Genomic DNA, 25,485 nt, shown 5'->3' with positions numbered 1-25,485 from the left:
ACTAAGTCATGGCACGTGCAAAGTTTGAACGGAATAAACCCCACGTCAACATCGGTACCATTGGTCACGTTGACCACGGTAAAACAACACTAACCGCTGCAATCACAATGACTCTATCGGCATTGGGTCAGGCTGCGGCTAAAAAGTACGACGAAATCGATGCTGCACCAGAAGAAAAAGCGCGGGGCATCACGATCAACACGGCTCACGTTGAGTATGAAACGGCTGAGCGGCACTATGCTCACGTTGATTGCCCAGGGCACGCTGACTATGTGAAGAATATGATCACTGGGGCAGCACAAATGGATGGTGGCATCCTTGTTGTGTCAGCAGCTGATGGTCCCATGCCTCAAACGCGTGAACACATTCTTTTGGCAAGACAGGTTGGTGTTCCACGGCTAGTTGTTTTTCTAAATAAGAAAGACATGGTGGATGACGATGAGCTTTTAGAGCTTGTTGAATTGGAAGTTCGTGAACTGCTAAGTTCCTACGACTTCCCTGGTGACGATATTCCGATCGTAGCCGGATCTGCACTACAAGCACTCGAAGCAATGACTGCTAGCCCTAAGACGAAACGTGGTGAAAACGAGTGGGTTGACAAGATTTACGAGCTGATGGACAGTGTGGATTCATATATCCCCACTCCAGAACGTGATATCGATAAGCCGTTCTTGATGGCAGTTGAAGATGTTTTCTCGATCACAGGTCGGGGAACTGTTGCGACTGGTCGGATCGAACGGGGAGAAGTGAAGGTCGGCGACACTGTTGAACTAGTTGGTATCCGTGACACTCGTTCTACGACAGTAACGGGTATCGAAATGTTCAAGAAGAGCCTTGAAAAAGGTATGGCTGGCGACAATGCAGGTGTCTTGCTGCGGGGTCTGCAAAAGGATGATATTGAGCGTGGTATGGTTATCGCCAAGCCAAAATCGATTACACCTCACACCAAGTTTGAGTCTGAGGTGTACATTCTGAAGAAGGAAGAAGGGGGTCGTCACACGCCATTCTTCCCTGGTTACCGTCCTCAATTTTATGTGCGGACGACAGATGTAACCGGTACGATCAGCGACTTCACAACAGATGAAGGTGGCGAGGCAGAAATGGTGATGCCAGGCGATCGCATCAAAATGACTGTTGAACTCATCAACCCAATTGCCATTGAGCAAGGAATGCGTTTCGCTATTCGTGAAGGTGGGCGTACGGTTGGAGCCGGAGTCGTTGCGAAGATCCTTAAGTAGTTGAAATTCAGGAGTTAGCTATTAGTGATCAAATTCAAGCTTGGTTCCTAATAGCTTTAACTTCTGGACGATTGAAAGGATTAGGAATTAATCCGTTTCATCAAACAAGACCGATAGCTGAATGCTGAATGCTGAATGCTATCGGTTAATTAGAACCTTGAAAATTTATTAGTATCCCGATGGCAACTATTCAGCAACAAAAGATTCGCATCCGACTTAAGGCATTTGATCGTCGTCTTCTTGATACATCCTGTGAGAAGATTGTCGATACGGCAAATCGTACAAACGCTACTGCGGTTGGACCAATTCCCCTTCCGACCAGACGACGGATTTATTGTGTCCTTCGCTCTCCGCATGTGGACAAGGACTCGCGTGAGCACTTCGAAACTCGCACGCACCAACGTATTATTGATATTTACCAGCCTTCCTCAAAGACAATTGACGCTTTGATGAAGCTTGATTTGCCTGCTGGTGTCGATATTGAAGTGAAGCTCTAGACGCAAAATGGGGTGGGTAAAGTCTACCCCTTTAATAAGTTCGCTAAACATATAAGGGCTTTTACGCATCTATATTTTAGTCCAGCTATATTTTACACTTTTACAAATTGGCGAGAACTGCCCTTCTACTGCCCTTCTTATTTCAGATACGGTACAGTATGTAAAGAAGTACTGTCTCTTCATTTGATAAATAATGGCACCTTCTTCATCAATTGCGGTTCGAGAGCTTCCTCTTTTTCCTCTGCCAGAAGTGGTTCTGTTTCCAGGACGACCCCTTCCGTTACATATTTTTGAGTTTCGCTATCGAATCATGATGAACACGATTCTTGAGGGCGATCGACGTTTCGGTGTCGTTATGTGGGATCAAGCTCAAGGTAAACCAGCGGCAATTGGTTGCTGCGCTGAAATTATTGAATTTCAGCGGTTGCCTGATGATCGGATGAAAGTGTTGGCGCTAGGGCAACAGCGTTTTAGAGTGCTGGAATATGTGCGTGAAAAGCCTTATAGAGTGGGGCTAGTGGAATGGATTGAGGACAATCCTCCTGAGCATGACCTGAAGCTCTCAGCAAGCAATGTCTCACAATTACTTCAAGATGTTGTTCGCCTTTCAGCAAAGTTAACTGGGCAAGAAATCGAGTTGCCGGAAACGATGCCGACATTACCGATCGAGTTGTCTTATTGGATTGCTAGCAATCTGTACGGGGTAGCAGAGGAACAGCAGGCGTTGCTAGAAATGCAGGACACGGCTGCAAGACTGAAACGTGAGGCAGAGATCCTTACCTCTACTCGTAACCATCTTGCTGCCCGCACTGTGTTGAAAGACACGTTGGATGATTCACTACAATAGACTCAGCGCTTGTTGCATCCAAGTCTGATGTGATTGCTGCGCTAATTGTGAGATTGGCGCTAGATCGTTGTATCAAAAACAATTTTGCTGCAAATGAAGTAAGTAAGCTGAGTTCAGTAGTTTTGTATACCTTCTGGGTGAATCTACTTAGTGAAAACTTTAAACAATTGTGAGTGGTGCATAAAGTTTCCGCGAAACCAGCGATGAACATTGGGCAGAACTAAGAACCCACAGTTATGGTTGGGGCATGAGCTGAAAGTCTCTTAGTTCCTACTCCCAGTTAAGGTTTTTATATGCAGAATGTACTTGTTCGTCCTCAAACTGCGGTTCTTCAACCTTTAGGCTCTTTGAATGCCGGTAATGTAACTGTTTTTCAACAACAACTGAATGCAGCGATTCAATCTGAGCATCACTCAAGTTTGTTAATTGACATGGCTCAGGTTGAATCGATCGATAGTGCTGGTCTGATGACACTGGTAACCGCACTGAGCACGGCACAACGCTTGAACAAGCGCTTTAGTCTTTGTGCTATCTCGCATTCCGTCCGGATTATCTTTGAATTGACTCAACTCGACCGTGCCTTTGAAATTTTGGAGGGACGTTACGCCTTTAGCGAAGCGACTGCGTAAGCAACACTTGAACGTACATTCACTAATTAGCCAGCAAGAGTGAGTAAATCTGAGCGCGCCTGCTGGCTTTCTCAGTTAAAGGAGGGTTAGCGACAAATCTGGTCTGAATAACATTGGTATACTAAGCAATGCCAAAAACGTGTTCAGGCAATGGACGCAAAAGGGAACCTCGTTATGACAGTTGCTGTTGAAGCATTGCTTACCCCAGACATTTTGAAGCCAGCTCGGTATCTTGGTAATGAGCTAGGCGCTATTCATAAACCCTGGGATGCAGTAACCGTCCGCTGGGTTCTGACCTATCCCGAAATTTACGAGGTCGGTGCTTCAAATCTCGGGCACATGATTTTGTATAGTATTCTCAATGCTCAACCACGCCAATTGTGTGATCGTGCTTACCTGCCTGCTTCTGATCTAGCAATCAAGCTGCGAAGTAGTCAAACTCCGCTGTTTGCAGTTGAATCACGGCGATCGCTGGCTGACTTTGACATTTTAGGCTTCAGCCTCAGCTACGAACTAGGCGCAACAAATATCCTTGAGATGCTGGCTCTAGCTGGCATTCCCCTAACTTGGAAAGCACGTCAGCAGGTTAAGGCGGATGAACAACAGGTATGGCAAAATCCTGATGCGACCTCTGTACATAATAGGCAAGCGGCACCCGTTACATATCCGCTTATTTTTGCCGGTGGGCAAACAGCGACCTCTAACCCAGAACCCTATGCTGACTTCTTTGATTTCATTGCCCTAGGGGATGGCGAGGAGTTGCTACCAGAAATTGGGTTGGTACTAGAAGAAGGGAAGGTTGCCGGGTTAAGTCGGGAGGCACTATTGCTAGACCTGGCTCAGGTGCCAGGAGTCTATGTACCGCAGTTTTATGACATGACTCCTGATGGTTCAGTGCAGCCAAATCGCCCCGATGTGCCAACGCGCATTTTGCGGCGAGTGGCTGACCCCATGCCAGCTTACTCAATTGGTCTAGTCCCCTATGTCGAAACCGTACACGATCGCCTAACAGTAGAAATTCGGCGGGGCTGCACACGAGGTTGCCGCTTTTGCCAGCCGGGTATGCTGACACGCCCAGCGCGGGATGTTGAACCAGCCGCAGTCGTTGAGGCGATCGAGCAAGGAATGCGAGCGACCGGCTATAACGAATTTTCGCTACTGTCGCTAAGTTGCTCAGATTATCTGGCGCTGCCTGCGGTTGGCATGGAAATTAAGAATCGCTTGAAGGACGAAAACATTTCGCTGTCGTTGCCTAGTCAACGGGTTGACCGCTTTGACGAAACTATTGCCAACATCCTCGGTGGCACCCGTCAGGGTGGACTCACCTTTGCTCCAGAAGCAGGTACACAGCGACTGCGAGACATTGTAAATAAAGGCTTAACGAATGAGGAACTCCTACGCGGGGTTAAAACTGCCTGGGAGCAAGGTTGGGATAAGGTCAAGCTTTATTTCATGATTGGTCTGCCAGGTGAGACAGATGTAGATGTAGTGGGCATTGCTGACACAGTACGCTGGCTCCAGCAGGAATGCAATGCCAAAGGCAGAAAGCGGCTGCACTTTAACATCACGATTTCTAATTTCACACCCAAGCCACACACACCTTTTCAGTGGCATTCCGTTGCAACAGCAGAATTTGCACGGAAGCAACGGCTTTTGAGAGAAGAGTTTCGCCACATTCGGGGTTTAAAGGTTAATTTTACAGATGTTCGCCTTTCGGCAATGGAAGATTTTGTTGGTAGGGGCGATCGCCGACTCTCCTCAGTTATTCAGCGCGCCTGGGAACTAGGTGCAGGGATGGATGCCTGGTGGGAAAGCCTCGATCGCGCGTATGCTGCCTGGACACAAGCGATCGCCGAATCAGGGTTGGACTGGAAATACCGTCAGGTTGAAAGCGGCGAGTGGAATATCTTTGGCACAACTGAAGCCAGCATTCAACCCTCAGCCTCCAGCCCTTATCCTTCGCTAGAGACTCCGCTCCCCTGGGATCATCTCGATACAGGGATTGACAAGCAGTGGCTTAAAGAAGACTTACAGCGAGCGTTGCAAGCAGCAACAGTACCAGACTGTTCTTTTGACGGCTGCTCTCATTGCGGAGTCTGTAGTACTGACTTTGGGCATAACGTAGTGGTAGCGCCACCTGCTCTGCCATCCTTTGCAGGTCACTTTGTACCGAATCAGCAGCGCGCTCAACGGGTGCGGGTATGGTTAGGCAAGCACGGTGAAATGGCATTAGTCAGTCATCTTGATTTGGTTCGCTTGTTCGATCGCGTGGTACGACGAGCCGCCCTACCAATCACTTTCACAGGTGGCTTTCATCCTGGACCACGCATTATTCCTGCAAGTGCCCTTCCGCTTGGTGTCACCAGTGCAGGCGAAATTGTCGATTTTGAGCTGACTGAAGTAATGGATCTGGCGGTCTTTCGGTCAAAGTTAGAGGCGCAGCTTCCGGCTGAAATCCCGATTTACCACGTTGAAGCAGTTCCGGTCAGCTCACCAGCAGCAACTCAGCTTTTGGAGAAGGCAGAATATCTCATTACAGTTGGCATAGTACAACCAGACGCATCTGCTGCTATCCAGTCGCTTACTTTATCGGCATGGCAGGCATGGGTAAACACAATTCAAGCCAGCGATGCTCTTTGGTTTCAGCACACGACCAAAGGAGGCAAAACTCAGGACATCAATCTGCGCGATCGCCTGTTTGACTTGAGAATTGAAGCGTTAGTCAGTGATACGTCGATCGTGCTGCGTTACCTTGGCAGTCATCGTAACGACGGTACGCTACTTCGCCCTGATCACGTCCTTTATATGCTTGAGCAGGTCTCACAGCAAGAACTACAACTGTTGCAGATACACCGCGAGCGACTGCTTTTAGCGACACCTGAACACTCAGAATTGCAGCCAACTTGAACTTGTTTCATCGAAAAGAGTCAAAGAACGGAGGGATTGAGGCGTTTCTGAAAGCTGTTTTTCGTTTTGGTGAATCGTCCAGGGTACAAACGATCAAAGGCTCAGAAAAGAAAGCCTATAGCAGTCGAAGAGAACATTAGGATAGACATAAATTTTGAAGTATCCTTTGAACAAGGGCTTCTCTTCATCCCTCTTCCTACCGCCGAGCGGAAGCAAGCTACATGCTTTTGCTATACCGCTTTAAGCCTTCGTCTTCTACCTCCTTCCTGCTACTGCAGCTTATCAATTCTTGAACTTTAGTCGCAGAGAAATCTGTACACGCTATAATGCAACTCAACAGAGGCTGTTGCGGGTTGAAGACTCTTAGGGGTACCGCTAAGTAAATCAGCATTTGATGCTGAAGGCAGCCTACTTTGTCAGACTTCTAGTCCATCTTTCACAGAGTTCGATACCTTTTCGCAAGAGAAGGTAATTGGCTGGTTTTATTGATTATTCATTCAGTGGTCTTTGCCATAGTCAACCGTCCTGAGGCTGTTAGAGACCGCCTCATTTCAGGATTGGCATCTTTTTATAGCTGTTGCATAGCTTCGGAGCTTGTACGTTATGCAGCGGTACCTTTGCACGAGTTAGAGGATTACCGACTTAGATCCTCCTGCTGCCGCCAACCTTTGAGGAAATTGAATGTCCAAACAAATTGTTATCGCAGAGCAGCATCGCATTGCTGCCGTTTTTTCAGAAGATCAGATTCAAGAACTTATTGTTGCAACGGGTAGCCATCAAGTTAGTGATGTTTATCTTGGCATCGTTGAGAACGTCTTACCAGGCATTGATGCAGCCTTCGTAAATATTGGTGATAGTGAACGCAACGGGTTTATTCATGTCACCGATTTAGGTCCGTTGAAGTTGCGCCGGATGGCTGGCTCGATTACCGAACTGTTGGCTCCTCAGCAAAAAGTGCTGGTGCAGATCATGAAGGAGCCAACCGGTAATAAGGGACCCCGGTTGACAGGTAATGTGTCACTTCCAGGGCGTTATCTGGTGTTGATGCCTCACGGTAAGGGGGTAAACCTTTCCCGTCGTATTCGCAATGAAAACGAACGGAATCGGTTACGGGCGTTGGCAATTTTGGTTAAACCCGCAGGCATGGGCATCGTCGTCCGTACTGAAGCGGAAAATATGCCTGAAGATGCCATTATTGAAGATTTGGAAACGCTGCAAAAGCAGTGGGAGATGGTATTGCAAGAGGCAAACACCACTCGTGCACCAGCACTGCTGAATCGGGATGATGACTTTATTCAGCGGGTGCTGCGGGATGTTTACAGTGCGGATGTCAATCGGATTGTGGTGGATTCACACACGGGGCTGAAGCGCGTTCGGCAGCAGTTGACGAATTGGGGTGGTGGTGATTTACCGCGGGGGGTGTTGATTGATCACCATCGCGATCGCGCCCCCATCATGGAATACTTCCGCATCAATGCCGCGATCCGAGAAGCGCTGAAGCCCAGGGTTGATTTGCCATCGGGTGGCTACATTATTATCGAGCGAACGGAAGCGTTAACCGTGGTTGATGTTAACTCTGGTTCATTTACACGCTCTGCAACAGCGCGTGAAACAGTGCTCTGGACGAACTGCGAAGCCGCCACCGAAATTGCTCGCCAGCTTCGACTCCGCAACATTGCTGGGGTGATTGTCATTGACTTCATTGACATGGATCAGCGCCGCGATCAGTTGCAGGTGCTAGAACACTTCAACAAAGCGTTGCGAGCCGATAAGTCGCGACCGCAAATTGCTCAACTTTCTGAACTGGGCTTGGTTGAGTTAACCCGCAAACGTCAGGGCAAGAATATTTACGAAATCTTTGGTCGTGCCTGCCCCACCTGTGGTGGGTTAGGTCATCTGGTGCATTTGCCAGGTGAGAATGACACTGCAGAGGGCGATATGGTTGAGCGTCCGGCAGCCGTAGCGCTAAGAGAATCGCGAACCGTTGATCGCAACATTACTGGGCGCGGGCGTGGGCGTGATCTGGTGCTTCCTAATGTTGTAAGCGCCCCAGAGCCAACGTGGGAAGACCGTAGCGAAGATATGGATGATAGTGATGATGTCCAAGAGCTTGGGCTGAATCATCCGAGTTATCAAGAGCTAGGTGGTAACAATCGCCGCCGCCGTCGTCGTCGTCCCGGTGATGAAGGACGCAGCGTGGGCCCGTCTTATCAAAGCGCTCCTACTTTGAAGCTTGATGCAGCAAACGATGGTGAACCAACGGCTGCCCCAGAGTTACCGTTTACCAGCCGAGTCGATCGCGCCGATACCGGGCGCTCAGAGCGTCCAGAACGTCCAGCTCGGGGTCGGGGTGGTCGGGGTCGGAGTGGGCGTGATGGTGTGCCCGAATTATTGACTAATCGAGAGCTGACTCCAGCCAAGGAATTGGAACCAACGCTAGACGCTGCTTATGTTCCAGAAGCACCACCAGAGTTGAGCTATGTGGAAGAGCGTCGGGGTCGATCGCGGCGGGAGTCGTCAAGGGCACCACAAGAGCCGCCGGAAGTAGTCACCGTAGAAATGACTCCAGCAGAACAGGATATCTATGCCTGGATGGGCATTTCGCCATTGATACTAGCTAATCAGGAAGTAAAAAATCCGAAAGCAGCCGTCATTTCGGTAGTTTTGCCAGGGCAGGCTCCTCTAGAAGCAGAACCTGAGCAAATGACGCTAACATCCCAACTAGAGTCGGTAGTATTAGAGCCAGTAGTAGCGGCACCGAAGCCGAAACAGCGTGTGATTGAGACTGTGCCGACAGGTAGGCAAGCGAACACAGACTTGCTTGAAGCGAAAGAAGTAGCAGACGTTGCTTCAGTGCTGGAGCCTCAGTTTGACAGTGTCGAGACTGACAGCATAGAGCTGGAGGCAGTAGTACCCCCGCTAGATGAGTCGATCGAGGCTGAAGATGCACCTGTGACCCGTCGCCGCCGCCGCCGTTCTTCGGCAACAACGTCAGATTAGTGATGAGCCAAATCAAAGCTGACACGTATGCCAAACTTCGGGTGCTAAGTCAGGTTGAGTTTAAAGTCTTGACCTGACAAAATTTTTTGGCGCATACGCGTTGTTTCTTGCCTAGTTTTGATCGCCCTCGAGTGTCCTTTATGGAGCAACAACAACCTCCAACGCATCAGTTAACTCTGCCCGTTTTGGATGGCATAGCGCTGCCAGCACTGGTGGCTGGTGTAGACGAGGTGGGGCGGGGTGCCCTGTTTGGTCCTGTAGTAGCAGCGGCTGTGATTTTGTCTGTAGAGGCAGCGCCCATATTGACTAAAGCTGGTGTAACTGACAGCAAGCTTCTATCACCAGAGCGTCGGCTGCTACTGGCAGAGATCATTCGCGTTCATGCCTTGGCGTATCAGGTAAGCTACGCTTCGGTCTGGGAAATCGATCGCCTCAATATTCTACAAGCGTCGCTGCTAGCGATGAAGCGCGCTGTACTTAAGCTAAAAGTAACACCAGCACTTTGCTTAATTGATGGTAATAAACGCATTCCAGGACTAGCGTTACCACAACAGACCGTTGTGCAAGGCGATCGCCGATCACTAGCGATCGCTGCTGCCAGCATTCTCGCCAAGGTGTGGCGTGACGAATTGATTACGCGTCTGGATGCCAAATACCCTGGCTACAATCTGGCAGCTAATAAAGGGTACGGCACGCCTGCCCATCGCCTAGCCTTACAAACGTATGGAGTTTCACGCCTGCATCGGCGATCATTCAGCCCATGCCGCATCTAAAAGGTAACGATGGGAAGTGAGAGTAAGGCAAAAGTCAGGCGATCGGGTTATTTGTCGGTGCAACAGACGGCTTCACTGCTGACATTTGACCCAGGTTTGAGCTTGCCCACGCACCGTAATCTGCTAAAAGATGGTGTATGAGGCGCTGCTTTACAGTCAGCAAAACGCTTTTAAGCAGCCCGTTACCGGTTGCTTCTAAAAACGGTTTTGGCGTAAAGTCGAGCGGTGGGGGCACATCAACCTGCACTTCTAGATCTGCCCTACCCTTCAAAACAGTTTTGCCGTTCACCTGCTGGGGCTGTAGCTTGCCCACCAGGTTCAGCTTAAAGCGCTGGTTAATGTACTCAACACCCCGAATCTCACAACCAACTGACTGTACGTACACGGTACCGTCTGAATCAGCCCAAACGCGCAAATCTACAATTGGCTGAATGGTCAGCATCATGAAGTTTAACGGGCGCATCTTCAAGCGAAAACGCTCGTCACCAAACGGCTCAATTTGGCTTGAAGCAGCGAGAGCAGCCACAACGCGCTGAGGCTGCCGCAAATAGTGTTGAATCGGAACAGGCTGCTCTTGAACTGCCATTTCAACAGCTTGAGAGGCAGTAAAGCGTGTATACATAGCTGAAAAGCCACGAGTAGGTGGTAGAAAAAATCAGGTAGTTACTATTAATCTTAAGTAGATATGAAGGAATGTGACTGCACCTTTTTCAGTAGATCTACTTCAGTAGATTCACGCGCTTTCCTTTCACAGACTATTCTTGCAGAATTCTGAGCCACAACGCCCTTTTCGATGAGAAACATGAGAAGAATCATTGCTAGGGTGAGTTTTGATAGCAAGTTGATTTTCATCAGTAGAGAAAACAAATTCAGTCGGAGGACTAAATTAAGCACTACTTAGAAACTGGTTTCGACTGCGCTCAACCCGCTGACCCACAGGACTGAGAGCCTTGAGCTTTCGATCTGAGCGCTCAAGCCGAAGGGCGCTCAGATCGAAAGCGAAGTCGGAAGTCAGCTTATCAATCATTACGTTCAGCTACTTAAAGCTAAGAGAGTAATTGATGAGTAAATATAACTAAGTGAAGCTGCTTGGGTTACCTACCAACCCGATCGCGCAACTGATTAGCCACCACTGATCTAATGCGTTATAGCTACCTGTCTTGCGGCTGAACAGGGTAATTTTAATGGCAAGCTAAGTAATGGCAGGCAGAACTAGAGAAGAAACGCTATGGCAGTATCGATCGCCCACTTAGGACCTATTGGCACCAATGCTGAAGCCGCTGCTCTTCAGTATGCAAGCTGGCTCACTGCAAGCACAGGACAAGAATCACTGCTCTGCCCTTACCCCAGCATTGCTCTCTCTCTACGAGCCGTTGCTGAAGGTAATGCTGATGTAGCAGTTGTGCCGATCGAAAACTCGACTGAGGGCAGCGTTCCTGCCACATTAGATGGGCTATGGCGGTTTGGCAACTTGCAAATTCAGTGGGCGTTGATCTTGCCAATTTCACACGCGCTGTTGTCTCAGGCTCCCGCGCTCGACGTAATCCAGACGGTTTACTCTCATCCACAGGCGCTAGCTCAATGTCAAGGGTGGCTCGAAAAGTTTCTGCCCACAGCCCAGTTAATTCCCACTAGTTCGACCACTGAAGCGCTGCAATCGTTGGGGGAAGACGCTACAAGCGCCGCGATTTCTTCCCCTCGCGCTGCTGAATTGTATAACCTGCCTGTGCTCGCTGACTCGATCAACGACCATCCTGATAACTGCACGCGCTTCTGGATACTTAGCCAGCAACCGTCTCCTGGTGGTAGCCATACGTCACTCGCATTTACTGTTCACGATTTGCCGGGTTCCCTCGTTAAACCGTTACAAGTCTTTGCTAGCCGAGGCATTAACCTCAGCCATATTGAGTCACGTCCAACGAAGCGATCGCTTGGCGACTACTTGTTTTTTGTTGACCTGGAAGCCGATGCCCGTAAGCCCGACGTACAAGCAACGCTGGCAGAACTTGCCAAAGACACCGAAACGCTAAAAGTCTTCGGTAGCTATGATATTTTGCCCACTGCTAAAAGCTAAAGGAGGAAGGCTAAAGGCTAAACGTTTTGAGCGTTAAGTTTGTTTTACCTTTTGCCTTTTCTCTACTCCCTGCTGCCGGCTACAGAGGGTTGAACAGTGCTAACACCCAAAAACTCTCGAACAAGCTGAAGATAGCTTGACGGATCTTCTAGCATCGGAAAGTGAGCCGTATCTGGTATTACGACGTATTGAATTTTGTCGCTTAAAGCAGCCGCTTGCCGACCCATTTCAGCAGGGATGATGATGTCACGCTCGCCTGAAATCAGCAGCGTCGGGACAGTCAGACGTGCAAATTCTTGCGGCATCACCTCTGTTGCCTTTTTGCTGACGCAAGTAAAAATAGTGCCTAAGGCTGCACCATAATCTGCCATCAAAAAATCGTTCAGAAACGATCGACTAATAGCTGTAGGCAGGGGACGGTGCAGAAAACGCTGCATGAACAGTCGATCGATAAATGGGAGTCCGTACAGCAAGCGTGGACGAAATTTAACGACGTACCCACCAAACTTGTAGAAGGCATTAAAGGCTTTTTCGTCATACTCAAAAATGCCGCTACAGGTAAGAACAGCGCGATCGACGCGATCGGCATAGAGATTCAGGAAAAAAGTCGCAACAGACGCGCCCATCGAATGAGCATTCAAGGACACGCGCTGTAAGCCAAGCGCATCCAAAAGCCCAGCAAGATCGTCCGCGTAGCTTTCTAGCTCATAGCTGAGTTCGGCAGCGGTTTCCGGTGGTTCAGCCAAAGGCGACTCGCTAACATTAGAGCGCGATCGCCCAAATCCACGCATATCGTAGAGAAGACAATCAAAGCGGTCGGAAAATTCCCTTGCTGTACTTTCCCAGTAGCGAGCAGAGCCACCCCAACCATGTATAAAGACGAAGACAGGCTTACCAGTAGGCTTCTGAGTGCCTGCCTCTGTAACCCACTCGTAATAGTGATTAAAACCGTTAACGCTGACGTAAGACATTTTTACAGATAGTAAACGTTGAGTGATGAGTTTCAAGTTCAACCTTTATGCAAAACTCATCACTCAACACTCCCAACTATTTAAGCAGATTCAGGTTTTGTTAAGCTGATTCAGGCTTAGGCAACGACGATGGATGGATGATTAGTTCTGCTGTTGATCGCTTCTCAACCATCTCGCGCGTAATGCTACAGCGAGTCACGTCTTTACGAGAGGGCAATTCGTACATCACGTCTAGCATTAACTCCTCAACAATGCTACGGAGGGCACGAGCGCCTGTTTTGCGACGGTAGGCTTCTTGAGCGATCGCACGCACTGCATCCTGCCGGAACTCCAGCGTTACATTATCCATCTTCAGAAGCTTTTGATACTGCTTCACCAGTGCATTGCGAGGCTCGGTTAGAATCTCTGTCAGCGCATCTTCATCCAGCGGGTTTACTACAGCCATAACAGGCACTCGCCCGATAAACTCTGGAATCATACCGAACTTAACCAGATCATCCGGCTCCATGTGACGTAACACATCTGCCGTCCGTTTATCTTTCGGTTGTGCTTCTCCAGGCTGGATAAAGCCCATCGACTTCTTCCCAATGCGTTGCTCTACCGCTTTATCTAAACCAACAAAGGCACCACCACAAATAAAGAGGATATTGCCTGTATCAATTTGAATGCAGTCCTGATAAGGATGCTTGCGTCCACCCTGTGGCGGTACGTTAGCAACAGTTCCCTCCAACATCTTCAGCAGTGCTTGCTGCACACCTTCGCCAGAGACATCCCGCGTAATCGATGGGTTTTCACTCTTGCGAGCAATCTTATCGATTTCGTCAATGTAAATAATGCCTCGCTGGGCTTCTTCAACATCCAGATCGGCAACTTGCAGCAACCGCAGCAAAATGTTCTCGACATCTTCACCCACGTAGCCCGCTTCAGTCAGCGTGGTTGCATCAGCCACAGCAAACGGTACATCCAAAATTTCTGCTAGCGTTTGAGCGAGGAGAGTTTTGCCGCAGCCTGTAGGTCCAATTAAGAGAATGTTTGATTTTTGCAATTCAACGAGGTCATCAGTAGATGGCTTACTGCTGCCACCTTTTGATTGAATAAAGCTCAGACGCTTGTAGTGGTTGTAGACCGCAACCGACAACACCTTCTTAGCGTCATCTTGCCCGATGACGTGTTCATCAAGGTACTTTTTAATTTCTCTCGGTTTCGGGATCTGGTTAAGAGAAAGGTTTGCAGACCGCGCCTTGCGTTTTTCGGGTGATTGTTCTCGCCGTGGCACTGGCTGCGGTGCTGCGGCGCTGGAATCGAACAACTCTTCATCCAGAATTTCGTTACAGAGGTCAACGCATTCATCACAAATGTAAACTCCCGGTCCGGCTATGAGCTTACGAACCTGCTCCTGAGACTTGCCGCAAAAGGAACATTTGAGATGGGAGTCATACTTGTTAGCCATATCTACCTCTTAGTTAACGGCGGCAACAGCTTCTCCAGCTTTAGGAAGATTTTGTCTGGAAATGACTTGGTCAACCAGTCCATAATCTTTTGCTTCAGCAGCGGACATGAAAAAGTCGCGCTCGGTATCCATTTCTACCCGTTCAAACGGTTGTCCCGTATGGTGCGCCAGCAGTTCGCTCAACTTGCGCTTGTGGTAAAGAATTTCTTTTGCCTGGATTTCGATATCAACGGCTTGCCCCTGAGCACCACCAAGGGGCTGATGGATCATGATGCGCGAGTTTGGCAAAGACATCCGCTTACCTTTAGCGCCTGCTGCTAGTAAGAATGCCCCCATGCTTGCTGCCAAGCCAAAGCAAATAGTAACAACATCAGAGCGTACTTGCTGCATGGTGTCATAAATTGCCATACCTGCGGTTACTGAACCGCCAGGGGAATTGATGTAAAGCTGAATGTCTTTTTCTGGGTCTTCAGCGTCCAAAAACAGCAGTTGAGCCACGATCGAGTCGGAAACGTTGTCGTCGATTGGTGTGCCCAGGAAGACAATGCGCTCTCTCAGCAGACGAGAGTAGATGTCAAACGCACGTTCACCGCGACCGGATTGCTCGACCACCATAGGCACCACATTGCTGGGACCCAGCGACGTGACATCCAGTGCATTCAAGCTGTTAATAGAGTAGTTAGGGGAACGGGATACAAACATAGTAGGTGTTATCGCCTGAAGTCACTGTAGACCGGGTTTACGAATCAGCATCAGCGATTTGCTGTGGGAATCGCATACGTATATCCAAACATTATGCCTTAACTAACTTGTGACTTGTGGGCGCATCGAGCGAAAAGCTCTGCTATTGTAGCCCGGTGTTGTGAGGCGTAGCGTCTTGCTCACATATCTTACTGACATAGGATAGACGAAATGTTACTCGCTGTCAGAGGATTCTGCTTTTGCTTTCGCCGCCTTACGTGCTTTTTTGGGTTTCTCGGTATCAGTAGTATTGTCGGTTGCGCTCGTCTCATCGCTAGCTCCTACGGCTTGAGTTGATGGCAAGGCTGCGTCTAGAGCCACTGGTTCAGTTTCGGTTGCGTCAACGACATCAGTGGTGTTACTAGCTTCAGTATCAACAACTGGCGTAACATCAATGGTGCTGTTAGCTGCTGTTTCAGTTACTTCTGCCTCATTAGCTTCTATGTCGTCTGCCTCTGCGTTATCCTCTGGTTTTGCTAGTGTGCCTTCAGGGACAAGCTCTACCGTAGACCGCTCAAGCAGCCAGTCCACAATTTTTTCTTTGAGCAAATCTTCGGTGACAACGGCTTGCAAACGATCGGGATCAATGTCGCGATCGCCAAGTTCTGCCATCAGTTCAGTCACTTTTGCCTTAACTTCATTCGGCTCAACCTTAATAGACTCCCGCTTAGCAACTTCGCCCAATGCCAGAGTGCGCTTGATGCGATCGATGGCTTCGGGGCGCGATCGCTCTTTCAGCATTGGAATTGTGTCCTGGTTAAATAACCGCTTGACATCAATGCCCTGATTTTGGAGTTGCATCGCTGTCTGATTGAGGAGATAGGTCATTTCTCGCTCAATCAAGGTTTCTGGTAGCTCAACCTCAATGTGCTTGAGCAGTTCATCTAGAATTGCCTGTTCTTTATTCGCCTTGGTCTTCTCGTCGGCTTCTTCGACGTAACGCGCTTCAAGTGACGATCGTAGCTCTGCCAGTGTTTTAAACTCACTGACCTCTTGAGCAAAATCGTCATCGAGTGCAGGTAGCTCTTTTTCTTTAATCTCTTTCAGAGTAATCGTAAAGATTGCGTCTCGACCAGCCAACGTTTCCTGTGTGTAATCGGCTGGAAACGGGATTGGAAGGTCTTTTGTCTCGCCTGGGTTCATCCCTACAATGCCATCAATGAAACCTTCAATGAACTTCCCTTCGGCCAGCTCTACCTGAAAGTCTTCCGCTTCGCCACCTGGAAATGGCTCCGGCTCGGCATCAGGATCATCGCTGACCAGCACGCCCTTGTAGTCAATAACAGTAGTGTCGCCGAATTGGGCAGCACGTCCTTCGACGGGGATCAAGGTTGCGGTTTGCTCTTGATATTGCTGGAGTACCTTCTCGACTCGTTCAGCATCGGGCTTGATTTCTTCTGCCTGAAGCTGAAAGTCAGTATATTGCTGGAGCGTTACCTCGGGCTGCACATCAACCGAAGCAGAAAACGTGAGTGCTGAGCCAGGCGCAAACTGGCTCACCAACTCCTCAAAGGACGATCGCAGTTGAAAGTTGCCCAGTGCGTCAATTTTTTCTTGCTCGATCGCCTGTTTCAGCGTCTCATCAATTAACTCTTCTAGCGCTGTTGCTTTCAATTGCATGGAGCCAAAACGCTGAACCAGCACCTGTCGTGGCACCTTGCCTTTACGAAACCCAGGAATATTGGCAGTACGAGTAAATTTTTGAATGACTTGCTCGTATGCCTTTTGAGACATTTCCGGCGTAATTTCAATTTCCAAGCCAATTTGGCTAGCGGGAAGTTTTTCCTGAGTAACTTTCATCGGTATATTCGCTACAGACAATTACTATTAGTGATGGATTCGGTCAGGCATGGCTCGAGGGTCGCAGAATCACTCACTCAACGTCAGACAAAGATCAAACATTCAAGAGCAGGCGATCGCTGTTCTCAACATCACCGCAGTAAGTAATCGTAACTGATTCTGCCAGAGGGTTAACGCTTAGTTTAGAAGAATCTTAACCATTGGGTCGATAGAGTGAGGCAAGATGGCAGCGATCGCTACAGAGTTTACTTAGGTTTACGAAAAATTGCGCCAGCCTTTGAACGCGACCCTCAGTTGTATGCTGGATGAAATGTATGCTGAATAAAAGTGCTAACTGAAGCTACCGCAGCTTGCATTAGTAACGTGTGATTGATGCGTAGAGCTTAAAAGCTTATTAAAGGTAAGCGGACAGCAGTTAGCCCTAAGCGTAAGTTATGGAGCAGTTGATTGTTCCTTGGCATGTAAGTTTCTTAGCATGTAAATGATGAAGCTGAAAGCTGACGGCTGAAAGCTCACACTTTTTATTGAAAAGGAGACTACGTTGGTTCATCCCTATCGGGTTGCTATTTTAGGGGCAACCGGTGCAGTCGGCACCGAACTACTAGAGCTATTGGAGCAGCGAGACTTTCCCCTGGCAGATCTGAAGCTACTGGCATCAGCACGATCGACAGGACGGACGCTTACTTTCAAAGGAGAGCAGTTGCCTCTAGAAGCCGTCAATGACGATAGCTTCAAACAGATTGATCTAGTGTTGGCTTCGGCTGGCGCATCGGTGTCAAAGGCATGGGCAGCTAAAGCGGTCGCTGCTGGTGCTGTAGTCATTGACAACTCCAGTGCCTTTCGGCTGAACCCGACTGTGCCCTTGGTAGTGCCAGAGGTAAACCCCCAGGCAGCCGCAGCGCACCAGGGCATCATTGCAAACCCCAACTGCACAACGATTTTGATGGCAGTTGCCATCTATCCGTTACATCAAGTGCAACCTATCCGGCGTATTGTCGCAGCGACTTATCAGTCTGCTAGTGGCGCTGGGGCACGAGCAATGGAGGAAGTTAAAACGCAGACGCAGGCAATTTTGCAGGGACAAGAACCCGTCGCAGAGCTTTTCCCCTACCCACTGGCGTTCAATCTGTTTCCGCACAACTCTCCACTAAATGGGGAGGGCTATTGCGAAGAAGAAATGAAAATGGTTAACGAGACGCGTAAAATCTTTGGTGCTCCTAATTTGCGGGTAACAGCAACGTGTGTGCGGGTTCCCGTATTGCGGGCGCACTCTGAAGCAATTAACCTGGAGTTTGACCAACCGTTTGATGTGGCACAAGCGCGGGCTATCCTAAGTCAAGCTCCAGGCGTTAAGCTGGTGGAAGATTGGGAAGCAAACTACTTTCCCATGCCAATCGATGCCAGTGGCAAAGATGAGGTGCTCGTCGGGCGCATCCGCCAAGATCTATCCCATGCTGCTGGTTTGGAACTTTGGCTCTGCGGCGACCAGATTCGTAAGGGTGCAGCACTGAATGCAGTGCAGATTGCCGAGCTGTTGGTGCAGCAGAATTTAGTCCGACCAGCGATCGCTCTTGCCAATTAGAGCAATGAGCGGTTAGCTAGTGATCAGCATCTACCAGTCAGGCTGTTTAACCAGTCAATACATCAGTCCGACTGGCAAACAATTAACTAACAACTGAAACAATGTGGTGAATTTTGGACGTGTTTTAACTGCAATGATCACGCCGTTTAAAGAGGACGGCAGCGTTGATTTTGTGATCGCCGCCAAGCTTGCGTCCTACTTGGCAGAGCACGGCACCGATACGCTAGTCGTCTGTGGCACGACCGGCGAATCACCGACTCTGACCTGGGATGAAGAATACGAACTCTTCCAAGTGGTACGGCAAGCAGTGGCAGGCAACGCGAAGGTAATTGCGGGTACAGGGTCAAACTCAACGCGAGAAGCGATCGCAGCCACCCAAAAAGCAGCTAAACTAGGGCTAGATGGTTCGTTGCAGGTTGTGCCATACTACAACAAGCCTCCCCAAGAGGGGTTGTATCAGCACTTTAAGGCAATTGCGGAAGCTGCACCAGATATGCCGTTGATGCTTTACAACGTGCCAGGGCGCACTGGTCAGAATTTGCAGGCTGAAACAGTGGGTCGTCTTGCCAAAATCGAAAATATTGTGGCAATTAAGGAATCGACTGGAAATCTTGATCAAGCAAGTGAGATTCAGCGTTTGACACCACCCGAGTTTGCACTCTACTCTGGAGATGACTCAATCACTCTACCGCTGCTAGCAATCGGTGGTAAGGGTGTTGTCAGCGTTGCTAGTCATCTAGTTGGTTTACAGCTCCAGCAGATGATCCAGGCTTTTGAGACGGGTCAGCATGCGATCGCCACTAGGATTCACCTAGAGCTTCTCCCGTTGTTCAAAGCCTTGTTTATCACAGCTAACCCGATTCCTGTTAAAGCAGCGCTCAGGCTACAAGGTTGGCAAGTGGGTTCTACCCGTCTCCCGCTCGTTGATTCCACCACTGATTTGACCGAGACGCTAGCCTCAGTGATGGCAGAGTTAGCTCTCATTTAGGCATTAGCAGCGCCATAAAGTTTCTCGACAACTAAATAGTTCACTACCTGCACCAACGACTTTTACTACCAAAGACGTTTGAATGACTGGCGCTAGTTTGAGCAGACCAACGCCTCCACTCAATTCTTCGGAACGGTTTTATTAAAGCGTTTATCAAGAATTTTTATTCTTAAGCACCGTTATTGATTTGGGTCGCTGGCTGCAATTGTTTTAACCGCCCTCAACTGCTCATTTTTTACTCTTTACACCTCAATTAAGGATGCCAATGACCCAAAAGAACGCTTCACCTGCGCTGAAAATTATTCCCCTTGGTGGACTGCATGAGATCGGCAAGAACACCTGTGTCTTTGAGATCGATGATGAAATCATTTTGCTCGATGCTGGTCTTGCCTTTCCGACAGACGGCATGCACGGGGTAAACATTGTTCTGCCAGATATGACCTATCTGCGAGAGAACCGCCACAAAATTAAGGGCATGATTGTCACGCATGGTCACGAAGACCATATTGGCGGTATCGCATTTCATCTCAAGCAATTCGACATTCCTGTCATCTATGGTCCTCGTTTAGCCATGTCGCTACTGAAGGACAAGCTGAATGAAGCAGGTGTTGCGAAACGAACAGAACTGCGAACGGTTGGTCCACGCGACGTAGTGCGTTTAGGCAAATCGTTTTTCGTAGAATTCATTCGCAATACCCACTCGATGGCTGATAGCTTTACCGTCGCGATTCGTACCCCAGTCGGTGTGGTTATTCATACAGGCGACTTCAAAGTTGACCACACACCCGTTGATGGCGAGTATTTTGACTTTCAGCGACTGGCAGAATACGGCGAAAAAGGCGTTCAATGTCTGATCAGTGACTCGACCAATTCGGAAGTTGCAGGCAGCACACCCTCTGAACGGGCGGTCATTCCGGGTCTCGATCGCGCCTTCTCCCAAGCGCAGGGACGTTTGTTGGTCACGACGTTTGCATCGTCCGTTCACCGCATCAACATCATCCTAGAACTGGCGAAAAAGAACGGGCGCGTGGTGTCAGTGGTTGGGCGATCGATGCTGAATCTTATCGCTCATGCTCGTACTTTGGGTTATATCAAGTGCGAAGACAGCCTGTTTCAACCCCTGCATGTGCTCCAAAAGCTATCAGATGAGCATGTTTTGATCCTTACCACTGGTTCACAGGGTGAACCAATGTCAGCGATGACTCGCATTGCTAACGGTGAGCATCGTCAGGTCAAAATTCGTGAAGGCGATACAGTCGTCTTTTCGGCAAACCCGATTCCTGGAAACACGATCGCAGTCGTTAACACGATCGACAAGCTGATGATGAAGGGTGCCAAGGTTATCTATGGTAAAGAACATGGCATTCACGTGTCTGGGCACGGTTGCCAGGAAGACCAAAAGCTCATGCTGGGCTTAACCCGACCCAAGTTCTTTTTGCCTGTTCATGGGGAACACCGGATGCTGGTCAAGCATTCTCAGACGGCTCAGAGCGTTGGTGTACCGGCTGAGAATATGGTGATTATTGACAACGGTGATGTGGTGGAACTAACTGAAACCACAATGCGCGTAGCAGGCAAAGTGCCATCTGGTATTGAACTCGTTGATACATCGCGCTCTGGAGTGGTCAACAATAAAGTGTTACGCGAGCGTCAGCAGCTTGCCGGTGACGGTATTGTTACAGTGGCTACCGCGATCGACTGGGCTGGTACAGTGATTGCAAAACCACAGGTACATTTGAGCGGTGTGGTGACATCGTTAGAGCGACCGAAGCTGCAAACAGCGGTTGAAACAGCGATTAATGGTGTACTGCGCGATCGCTGGCAAGAATTTGCTCGTCCCGTTGGCACTGATGGGCAGCTTGAAGTTGACTGGGTTGGTCTACAAACACAGATTGAACGCGAGATTCAACGGATGATGCGTCGAGATCTGCAAAGCAATCCGTTACTGGTGTTTCTACTCCAAACACCGAATGAGCCACCTGTCCGAGAAGCAGCCCCTCGCGGTCGACGTACTGCTGTCATTGCGTCGTAAGCCGCTGACGGCGGTAGCGGTAGTCAAAGCACGTTAGTCAAAGCAAATTAAGCCGAGGTGTTAGTGATAGCGCCTCGCTTTTTGCGTTATACCCTGCTACTAGTAGCGGTCGTGCGGTCTGCCAACACACAACTTGAAAGAGCGCGATCAGATGCAGCGCGCTTGGAGACCGCACACTCGTATAATGCCCGTTCGCGTGATTCTTGTCGAACTGAGCCAGACATTGCCGCCTGTTGCAGCAGCATAAACGCTTTAAAGTCGTTGACATCATACTTTTTCCGCAGAAGTTGCCGTAGTTGCTCTTCTGCTTCAACCGTCAGGCATCCGGTTGTAAAAGCATGTTGGACAATTTCACGAATCAGCATCATGGTAGGACTCGAAACCTTGCTAATACAATCAAATCGGTAATCAATGTAAAGAAAACGTTTTTAACGACTGATGTCTGGGCAAAATATGTTCTCTAAGAAAAAGTGAATTTATCTTCGCCTATCTAAAAAATAAAGTTCTGTTAAAGATGTTAGAAAGTCGATGACGGAGGCGCAACGGAGTGAATAAAGTTATGTACCTAGGCTTTTAACCCATAAAGCCTACTGCTATCAAGGTAGAGACACTTGTTGATGCAGACAGCGGAGAGACTGTCTACAGAGCAGCAAGAAGCTGCTTAGAGTGTGATTTGAGTAATGGCGATGCGACCCGAGAAGCAGACATCAACATCACTCCCCACATCTCGCCGCCGTTTAGCGTACTCTCCCGCATACTGAAAGTAATCACCTTCAATACGATAGTTTCCGGGCAAAGGCTGCGTACAAGGCTGGCAAAAAACCATTTCTGGCATCGCTGCCGTCGCCTCTAGATGTGGCAAGTTGACGTTCCAAAACGTTCCAGGTTCCCAAGTACGCGAAAAAAGGGTCAGTAAAACCTGAGTCGTTAGGTGTGCAGCAAGGTTCCAATCGATCGCTCGTTTGCCCTGACGATAGTGCGACAAGGCAATGCCAGGGATGCGATACAGCGCTGCTTCGCGCACAGCCGCCACTGTACCGGAAATATAGACATCTGCCCCCAAGTTGCCGCCTGCATTGATGCCAGAGAGTACCCAGCGAGTATCGGGAGCCAAATGGTTAAGGGCGAGGCGGGTACAGTCTGCCGGAGTACCGTTAACAGCATATTCAGCCGTCGATCGCCGCTGTACGTGAATAGGCGTCGTCGTTGTTACCTGATGCCCACAGCCTGAGTGGGGCAATTGGGGTGCCACAATGATTGTTTTGTCATCAATCCGACTAACAGCTTGGAGCAGCGATTGGATTCCAGGTGCGTCTACACCGTCGTCATTGGTCAAAATTAAAGTCATGAGAGTAGGAAACGTTTGAGTTTTGGGCGCTGCTGGATAGGCGTTAGTGCGTAAACTAAAGTAACAGGCGGAGCGGCGATCGCGGTTCTAGTAACAAGGTACAGGTTAGAGACTGAATGAGTGAGCTTAACGACCATGATCAAGCAGGGTTTGGACTCATTCCTGCCTCACCACCTGGATTTCGATCGGGGTTTGTTGGCATTATTGGTCGCCCAAATGTCGGTAAATCAACGCTGATGAACTATCTGGTGGGGCAGAAAATTGCCATCACCTCTCCTGTAGCGCAAACGACTCGCAACCGCTTACGTGGCATTCTAACGACACCTACCGCTCAACTCATTTTTGTTGATACCCCTGGCATTCACAAGCCGCACCATCAGTTGGGCAAAGTCCTTGTCAAGAACGCCCAGGTTGCAATTCAATCGGTGGATGTTTTGCTATTTGTCGTAGACGGCTCGGTTGAGGCAGGCGGCGGCGATCGCTTCATCGCTAATTTGTTAACACATTGCCAAATACCAATCATTTTGGGCATCAATAAGGCAGATCAGCAGCCAGGGCAGGACGCAGTAGAAGCGCAAGAGAGCGAAGGGACAGGGGATGCGGATGCAGGCAAGCAACAGTCAGATGTAGAAAGTAAGGCATCAAACACCAAAAACGCTGACAAAACAGGCTTGACTCCTCATCCCACCGCCATACGGAAGCAAGCTACGCCTCTCAGCCCTCACTCATTCGATCGCAGCTATCAGGAACTCGCCGCCAGCCAACAGTGGAACATTGCCAAATTCTCAGCGCTAACAGGCGAGGGACTAGAAGCACTACAGCAACAGCTCATTCAGCATTTGCAGCCGGGTCCTTACTATTACCCGCCCGATTTGGTCACGGATCAACCGGAGCGCTTCATTATGGGCGAGTTGATTCGAGAGCAGGTGCTGCTGCTGACGCGGGAGGAAGTGCCCCACTCAACGGCGATCGGGATCGATCGCGTTGAAGAAGAACCCACCATTACGCGCATCCTCGCCACCATTTACATTGAGCGATCGTCCCAAAAAGGCATCCTCATTGGGAAGGGGGGAGAAATGCTGAAGGCGATCGGATCAGCATCACGTCAGCAAATCCAAAAATTGGTCGCAGGCAAGGTTTATCTAGAATTATTCGTCAAAGTACAGCCGAAATGGCGACAGTCTAGCGCTCGTCTTGCTGAACTGGGCTACCGGGTCGAACCATAAACTGGTAAGTTTTCGGCTTAACCCATTTCGATCGTTAGCACATCTGACAGCAGAAGCCAGCAGCGGGCAAGCTTGTTAAATGCCTCTACCTAAACAGCCTGCATCTGCTCAAGCACCTGTCGAATGACGGTAGTGGGCACTTGGTCAGTGACGATCGCGGCTCCAATCTGAGTGGGCAACACAAAGCGTACCTGTCCTGCTTCTACTTTCTTATCGGCTTGGAGAGAGGTGAGAATGGCATCAAGGTCAATGCCAGCCGGTAAGCGAGTCGGCAAGTGGGCGTTTTGCAGCAACGTGAGTTGGCGCTGGGCATCGGCTTTTTGCCAAAGTTGGAGCGCGACGGCAATCTCTGCGGCAGCGACCATGCCGATCGCGACGGCTTCGCCATGATTAACGACCTGATAACCTGTGAGGCTTTCAACTGCATGACCGATCGTGTGTCCATAGTTTAAGATCGCCCGCAGTCCGGCTTCTTTTTCATCTTTGCTGACAATGTGTGCCTTTGCCTGACAGGAATGGGTCAGCATTGCTTGCAAGAGATCGGCACTCAGGTTAGCAAGCTGATCGAGCTGGGGCGCAGCTTCTAGTTGAGAGAATAGATCGGCATCCCAAATCACACCATATTTAATGACTTCTGCGATCGCGGCACGAAATTCTCGAACAGGTAAGGTTTGTAAGACTTGCGGATCAATCAGCACCAAACGCGGCTGGTGAAAGGCACCAATTAGGTTTTTGCCATGAGGATGGTTGACCCCTGTTTTGCCACCGATCGCTGCATCCACCATTGCCAAAAGGGTGGTGGGTACTTGCACTACGTTTACACCACGTAGCCAGGTTGCTGCCGCGAAGCCTGTCATGTCACCAATGATGCCACCTCCAAGGGCAACAAAGGTAGACGATCGCTCCAGATGGTTTGCCAGCGCTGCGTCGTAAATTTGGGTCAATGTTTCCAATGTTTTGTGTTGCTCACCGTCTGGTAAGAGGCAAGTCGCCACCGTAAAGCCTGCCTGCTCTAGAGCGTCGATCGTGCGTGTGCCATAGTGCTGAAAAACCGCTGAATTGGAAACGAGCAACACATTTTTACCCAGCTTTAATGGTCGAGTTTCAGTGCCTTGCATCCAGGTGCCAAGTTGATCCAAGCTACCAGGGGCGACCGCCACCTCGTATGAGTGCTGCGGAAGGTTAACGGGAATGAGAGCTTGCATGGTGAGTGAGGAGAGGTGAGGTAAGGAGTGAGGGGATAGGAGTTAGAGCTTGAACAGGGGCATAGATGAGCAGGAACCGGGCGAATGTCATGCTTCCCAGCAGACTTATTGGTTGAATGTCCTTTTGACTGCCCCTAGCGCATCAAGGCAAAAGTAAGCAACAAGTGATGATGTAGC

At 49.4% G+C, this 25,485-nt stretch carries 20 protein-coding genes; 12 read left to right on the top strand and 8 right to left on the bottom strand.

What is annotated here, in order from left to right; all coding sequences use genetic code 11:
- Window positions 1-8: 8 nt before the first annotated feature.
- The 7 genes from tuf (at window position 9) to H6F76_RS26025 (ending at window position 9,891) form a co-directional block, all read left to right on the top strand.
- The gene (tuf, locus tag H6F76_RS26055) at window positions 9-1,238 is read left to right on the top strand and encodes an elongation factor Tu (RefSeq protein WP_190453155.1); all 1,230 of its coding nucleotides are present in this window, start codon (window positions 9-11) and stop codon (window positions 1,236-1,238) included.
- Window positions 1,239-1,417: 179 nt separating this feature from the next.
- Window positions 1,418-1,735 carry a 30S ribosomal protein S10 gene (gene rpsJ, locus H6F76_RS26050; protein WP_190453158.1) on the top strand — a complete coding sequence of 106 codons (318 nt, stop codon included), beginning with the start codon at window positions 1,418-1,420 and terminating at the stop codon, window positions 1,733-1,735.
- 193 nt (window positions 1,736-1,928) lie between these two features.
- Window positions 1,929-2,582, top strand: coding sequence for an LON peptidase substrate-binding domain-containing protein (locus H6F76_RS26045; RefSeq protein ID WP_190512681.1), 654 nt, complete (start codon window positions 1,929-1,931; stop codon window positions 2,580-2,582).
- A 293-nt stretch (window positions 2,583-2,875) separates the two neighbouring features.
- Window positions 2,876-3,211: an STAS domain-containing protein gene (locus H6F76_RS26040; protein ID WP_190512679.1), complete on the top strand. Its 336-nt coding sequence runs from the start codon at window positions 2,876-2,878 to the stop codon at window positions 3,209-3,211.
- Between the two features lie 174 nt (window positions 3,212-3,385).
- Complete coding sequence (locus tag H6F76_RS26035; RefSeq protein ID WP_190512677.1) at window positions 3,386-6,118, top strand: TIGR03936 family radical SAM-associated protein; 2,733 nt, start codon at window positions 3,386-3,388, stop codon at window positions 6,116-6,118.
- A 681-nt stretch (window positions 6,119-6,799) separates the two neighbouring features.
- Window positions 6,800-9,118 (top strand): Rne/Rng family ribonuclease, encoded by a 2,319-nt coding sequence (locus H6F76_RS26030; RefSeq protein WP_190512675.1) that lies wholly within the window; start codon window positions 6,800-6,802, stop codon window positions 9,116-9,118.
- Between the two features lie 140 nt (window positions 9,119-9,258).
- The gene (locus H6F76_RS26025; protein WP_190512672.1) at window positions 9,259-9,891 is read left to right on the top strand and encodes a ribonuclease HII; all 633 of its coding nucleotides are present in this window, start codon (window positions 9,259-9,261) and stop codon (window positions 9,889-9,891) included.
- A 34-nt stretch (window positions 9,892-9,925) separates the two neighbouring features.
- Here the strand turns inward: H6F76_RS26025 and H6F76_RS26020 are convergent, their stop codons facing one another.
- Entirely contained in the window at window positions 9,926-10,513 is a 588-nt protein-coding gene (locus H6F76_RS26020) for a DUF1997 domain-containing protein (protein ID WP_190512670.1), read from the bottom strand.
- A 606-nt stretch (window positions 10,514-11,119) separates the two neighbouring features.
- Here H6F76_RS26020 and pheA point away from each other — a divergent pair.
- On the top strand, window positions 11,120-11,965 hold the full coding sequence (gene pheA / locus H6F76_RS26015; protein WP_190512668.1) for a prephenate dehydratase: 846 nt from the start codon (window positions 11,120-11,122) through the stop codon (window positions 11,963-11,965).
- A 62-nt stretch (window positions 11,966-12,027) separates the two neighbouring features.
- On the opposite strand, the gene H6F76_RS26010 is transcribed toward pheA, so the two are convergent.
- The 4 genes from H6F76_RS26010 to tig all read right to left on the bottom strand — a co-directional run bounded on the left by H6F76_RS26010 (window position 12,028) and on the right by tig (window position 16,927).
- Window positions 12,028-12,936: an alpha/beta hydrolase gene (locus H6F76_RS26010; protein ID WP_190512666.1), complete on the bottom strand. Its 909-nt coding sequence runs from the start codon at window positions 12,934-12,936 to the stop codon at window positions 12,028-12,030.
- A gap of 100 nt (window positions 12,937-13,036) precedes the next feature.
- On the bottom strand, window positions 13,037-14,386 hold the full coding sequence (clpX, locus tag H6F76_RS26005; RefSeq protein WP_190453186.1) for an ATP-dependent protease ATP-binding subunit ClpX: 1,350 nt from the start codon (window positions 14,384-14,386) through the stop codon (window positions 13,037-13,039).
- A gap of 9 nt (window positions 14,387-14,395) precedes the next feature.
- Window positions 14,396-15,088, bottom strand: coding sequence for an ATP-dependent Clp endopeptidase proteolytic subunit ClpP (gene clpP, locus H6F76_RS26000; RefSeq protein ID WP_190453188.1), 693 nt, complete (start codon window positions 15,086-15,088; stop codon window positions 14,396-14,398).
- 213 nt (window positions 15,089-15,301) lie between these two features.
- Window positions 15,302-16,927 (bottom strand): trigger factor, encoded by a 1,626-nt coding sequence (gene tig / locus H6F76_RS25995; protein ID WP_190512664.1) that lies wholly within the window; start codon window positions 16,925-16,927, stop codon window positions 15,302-15,304.
- A 541-nt stretch (window positions 16,928-17,468) separates the two neighbouring features.
- Here tig and H6F76_RS25990 point away from each other — a divergent pair.
- The 3 genes from H6F76_RS25990 (at window position 17,469) to H6F76_RS25980 (ending at window position 21,529) form a co-directional block, all read left to right on the top strand.
- Window positions 17,469-18,509 (top strand): aspartate-semialdehyde dehydrogenase, encoded by a 1,041-nt coding sequence (locus H6F76_RS25990; protein WP_190512662.1) that lies wholly within the window; start codon window positions 17,469-17,471, stop codon window positions 18,507-18,509.
- A gap of 103 nt (window positions 18,510-18,612) precedes the next feature.
- The gene (gene dapA, locus H6F76_RS25985; RefSeq protein WP_190512653.1) at window positions 18,613-19,497 is read left to right on the top strand and encodes a 4-hydroxy-tetrahydrodipicolinate synthase; all 885 of its coding nucleotides are present in this window, start codon (window positions 18,613-18,615) and stop codon (window positions 19,495-19,497) included.
- A gap of 265 nt (window positions 19,498-19,762) precedes the next feature.
- Window positions 19,763-21,529 (top strand): ribonuclease J, encoded by a 1,767-nt coding sequence (locus tag H6F76_RS25980; RefSeq protein ID WP_190512652.1) that lies wholly within the window; start codon window positions 19,763-19,765, stop codon window positions 21,527-21,529.
- A gap of 86 nt (window positions 21,530-21,615) precedes the next feature.
- Here the strand turns inward: H6F76_RS25980 and H6F76_RS29895 are convergent, their stop codons facing one another.
- Together H6F76_RS29895 and surE are read right to left on the bottom strand one after the other, a co-directional pair.
- Window positions 21,616-21,897, bottom strand: a complete 282-nt coding sequence (locus H6F76_RS29895; protein ID WP_199322481.1) for a hypothetical protein — start codon at window positions 21,895-21,897, stop codon at window positions 21,616-21,618.
- Between the two features lie 293 nt (window positions 21,898-22,190).
- Window positions 22,191-22,877, bottom strand: a complete 687-nt coding sequence (gene surE, locus H6F76_RS25970; protein ID WP_190512650.1) for a 5'/3'-nucleotidase SurE — start codon at window positions 22,875-22,877, stop codon at window positions 22,191-22,193.
- 116 nt (window positions 22,878-22,993) lie between these two features.
- On the opposite strand from surE, the gene era reads away from it, so the two are divergent.
- Complete coding sequence (era, locus tag H6F76_RS25965) at window positions 22,994-24,103, top strand: GTPase Era (protein ID WP_190512648.1); 1,110 nt, start codon at window positions 22,994-22,996, stop codon at window positions 24,101-24,103.
- 89 nt (window positions 24,104-24,192) lie between these two features.
- Here the strand turns inward: era and aroB are convergent, their stop codons facing one another.
- Window positions 24,193-25,308, bottom strand: coding sequence for a 3-dehydroquinate synthase (gene aroB / locus H6F76_RS25960; RefSeq protein ID WP_190512646.1), 1,116 nt, complete (start codon window positions 25,306-25,308; stop codon window positions 24,193-24,195).
- Window positions 25,309-25,485: the final 177 nt, after the last annotated feature.

The sequence above is a fragment of the Leptolyngbya sp. FACHB-321 genome, from assembly GCF_014695975.1.
In the GTDB taxonomy this organism is placed as follows: Bacteria; Cyanobacteriota; Cyanobacteriia; order Leptolyngbyales; family Leptolyngbyaceae; genus Stenomitos.
This window is presented reverse-complemented; position numbering and strand designations above follow the sequence as displayed.

Bases quoted from the DNA above. Each gene is read 5' to 3' on its own strand.
- H6F76_RS26010 (WP_190512666.1), bottom strand. From the start codon at position 12,936: ATGTCTTACGTCAGCGTTAACGGTTTTAATCACTATTACGAGTGGGTT.
- H6F76_RS25980 (WP_190512652.1), top strand. From the start codon at position 19,763: ATGACCCAAAAGAACGCTTCACCTGCGCTGAAAATTATTCCCCTTGGT.
- aroB (WP_190512646.1), bottom strand. From the start codon at position 25,308: ATGCAAGCTCTCATTCCCGTTAACCTTCCGCAGCACTCATACGAGGTG.
- tig (WP_190512664.1), bottom strand. From the start codon at position 16,927: ATGAAAGTTACTCAGGAAAAACTTCCCGCTAGCCAAATTGGCTTGGAA.
- clpP (WP_190453188.1), bottom strand. From the start codon at position 15,088: ATGTTTGTATCCCGTTCCCCTAACTACTCTATTAACAGCTTGAATGCA.
- H6F76_RS26020 (WP_190512670.1), bottom strand. From the start codon at position 10,513: ATGTATACACGCTTTACTGCCTCTCAAGCTGTTGAAATGGCAGTTCAA.
- H6F76_RS26035 (WP_190512677.1), top strand. From the start codon at position 3,386: ATGACAGTTGCTGTTGAAGCATTGCTTACCCCAGACATTTTGAAGCCA.
- era (WP_190512648.1), top strand. From the start codon at position 22,994: ATGAGTGAGCTTAACGACCATGATCAAGCAGGGTTTGGACTCATTCCT.
- H6F76_RS26030 (WP_190512675.1), top strand. From the start codon at position 6,800: ATGTCCAAACAAATTGTTATCGCAGAGCAGCATCGCATTGCTGCCGTT.
- H6F76_RS26040 (WP_190512679.1), top strand. From the start codon at position 2,876: ATGCAGAATGTACTTGTTCGTCCTCAAACTGCGGTTCTTCAACCTTTA.
- H6F76_RS29895 (WP_199322481.1), bottom strand. From the start codon at position 21,897: ATGATGCTGATTCGTGAAATTGTCCAACATGCTTTTACAACCGGATGC.
- clpX (WP_190453186.1), bottom strand. From the start codon at position 14,386: ATGGCTAACAAGTATGACTCCCATCTCAAATGTTCCTTTTGCGGCAAG.
- rpsJ (WP_190453158.1), top strand. From the start codon at position 1,418: ATGGCAACTATTCAGCAACAAAAGATTCGCATCCGACTTAAGGCATTT.
- surE (WP_190512650.1), bottom strand. From the start codon at position 22,877: ATGACTTTAATTTTGACCAATGACGACGGTGTAGACGCACCTGGAATC.
- tuf (WP_190453155.1), top strand. From the start codon at position 9: ATGGCACGTGCAAAGTTTGAACGGAATAAACCCCACGTCAACATCGGT.
- H6F76_RS26025 (WP_190512672.1), top strand. From the start codon at position 9,259: ATGGAGCAACAACAACCTCCAACGCATCAGTTAACTCTGCCCGTTTTG.
- H6F76_RS26045 (WP_190512681.1), top strand. From the start codon at position 1,929: ATGGCACCTTCTTCATCAATTGCGGTTCGAGAGCTTCCTCTTTTTCCT.
- pheA (WP_190512668.1), top strand. From the start codon at position 11,120: ATGGCAGTATCGATCGCCCACTTAGGACCTATTGGCACCAATGCTGAA.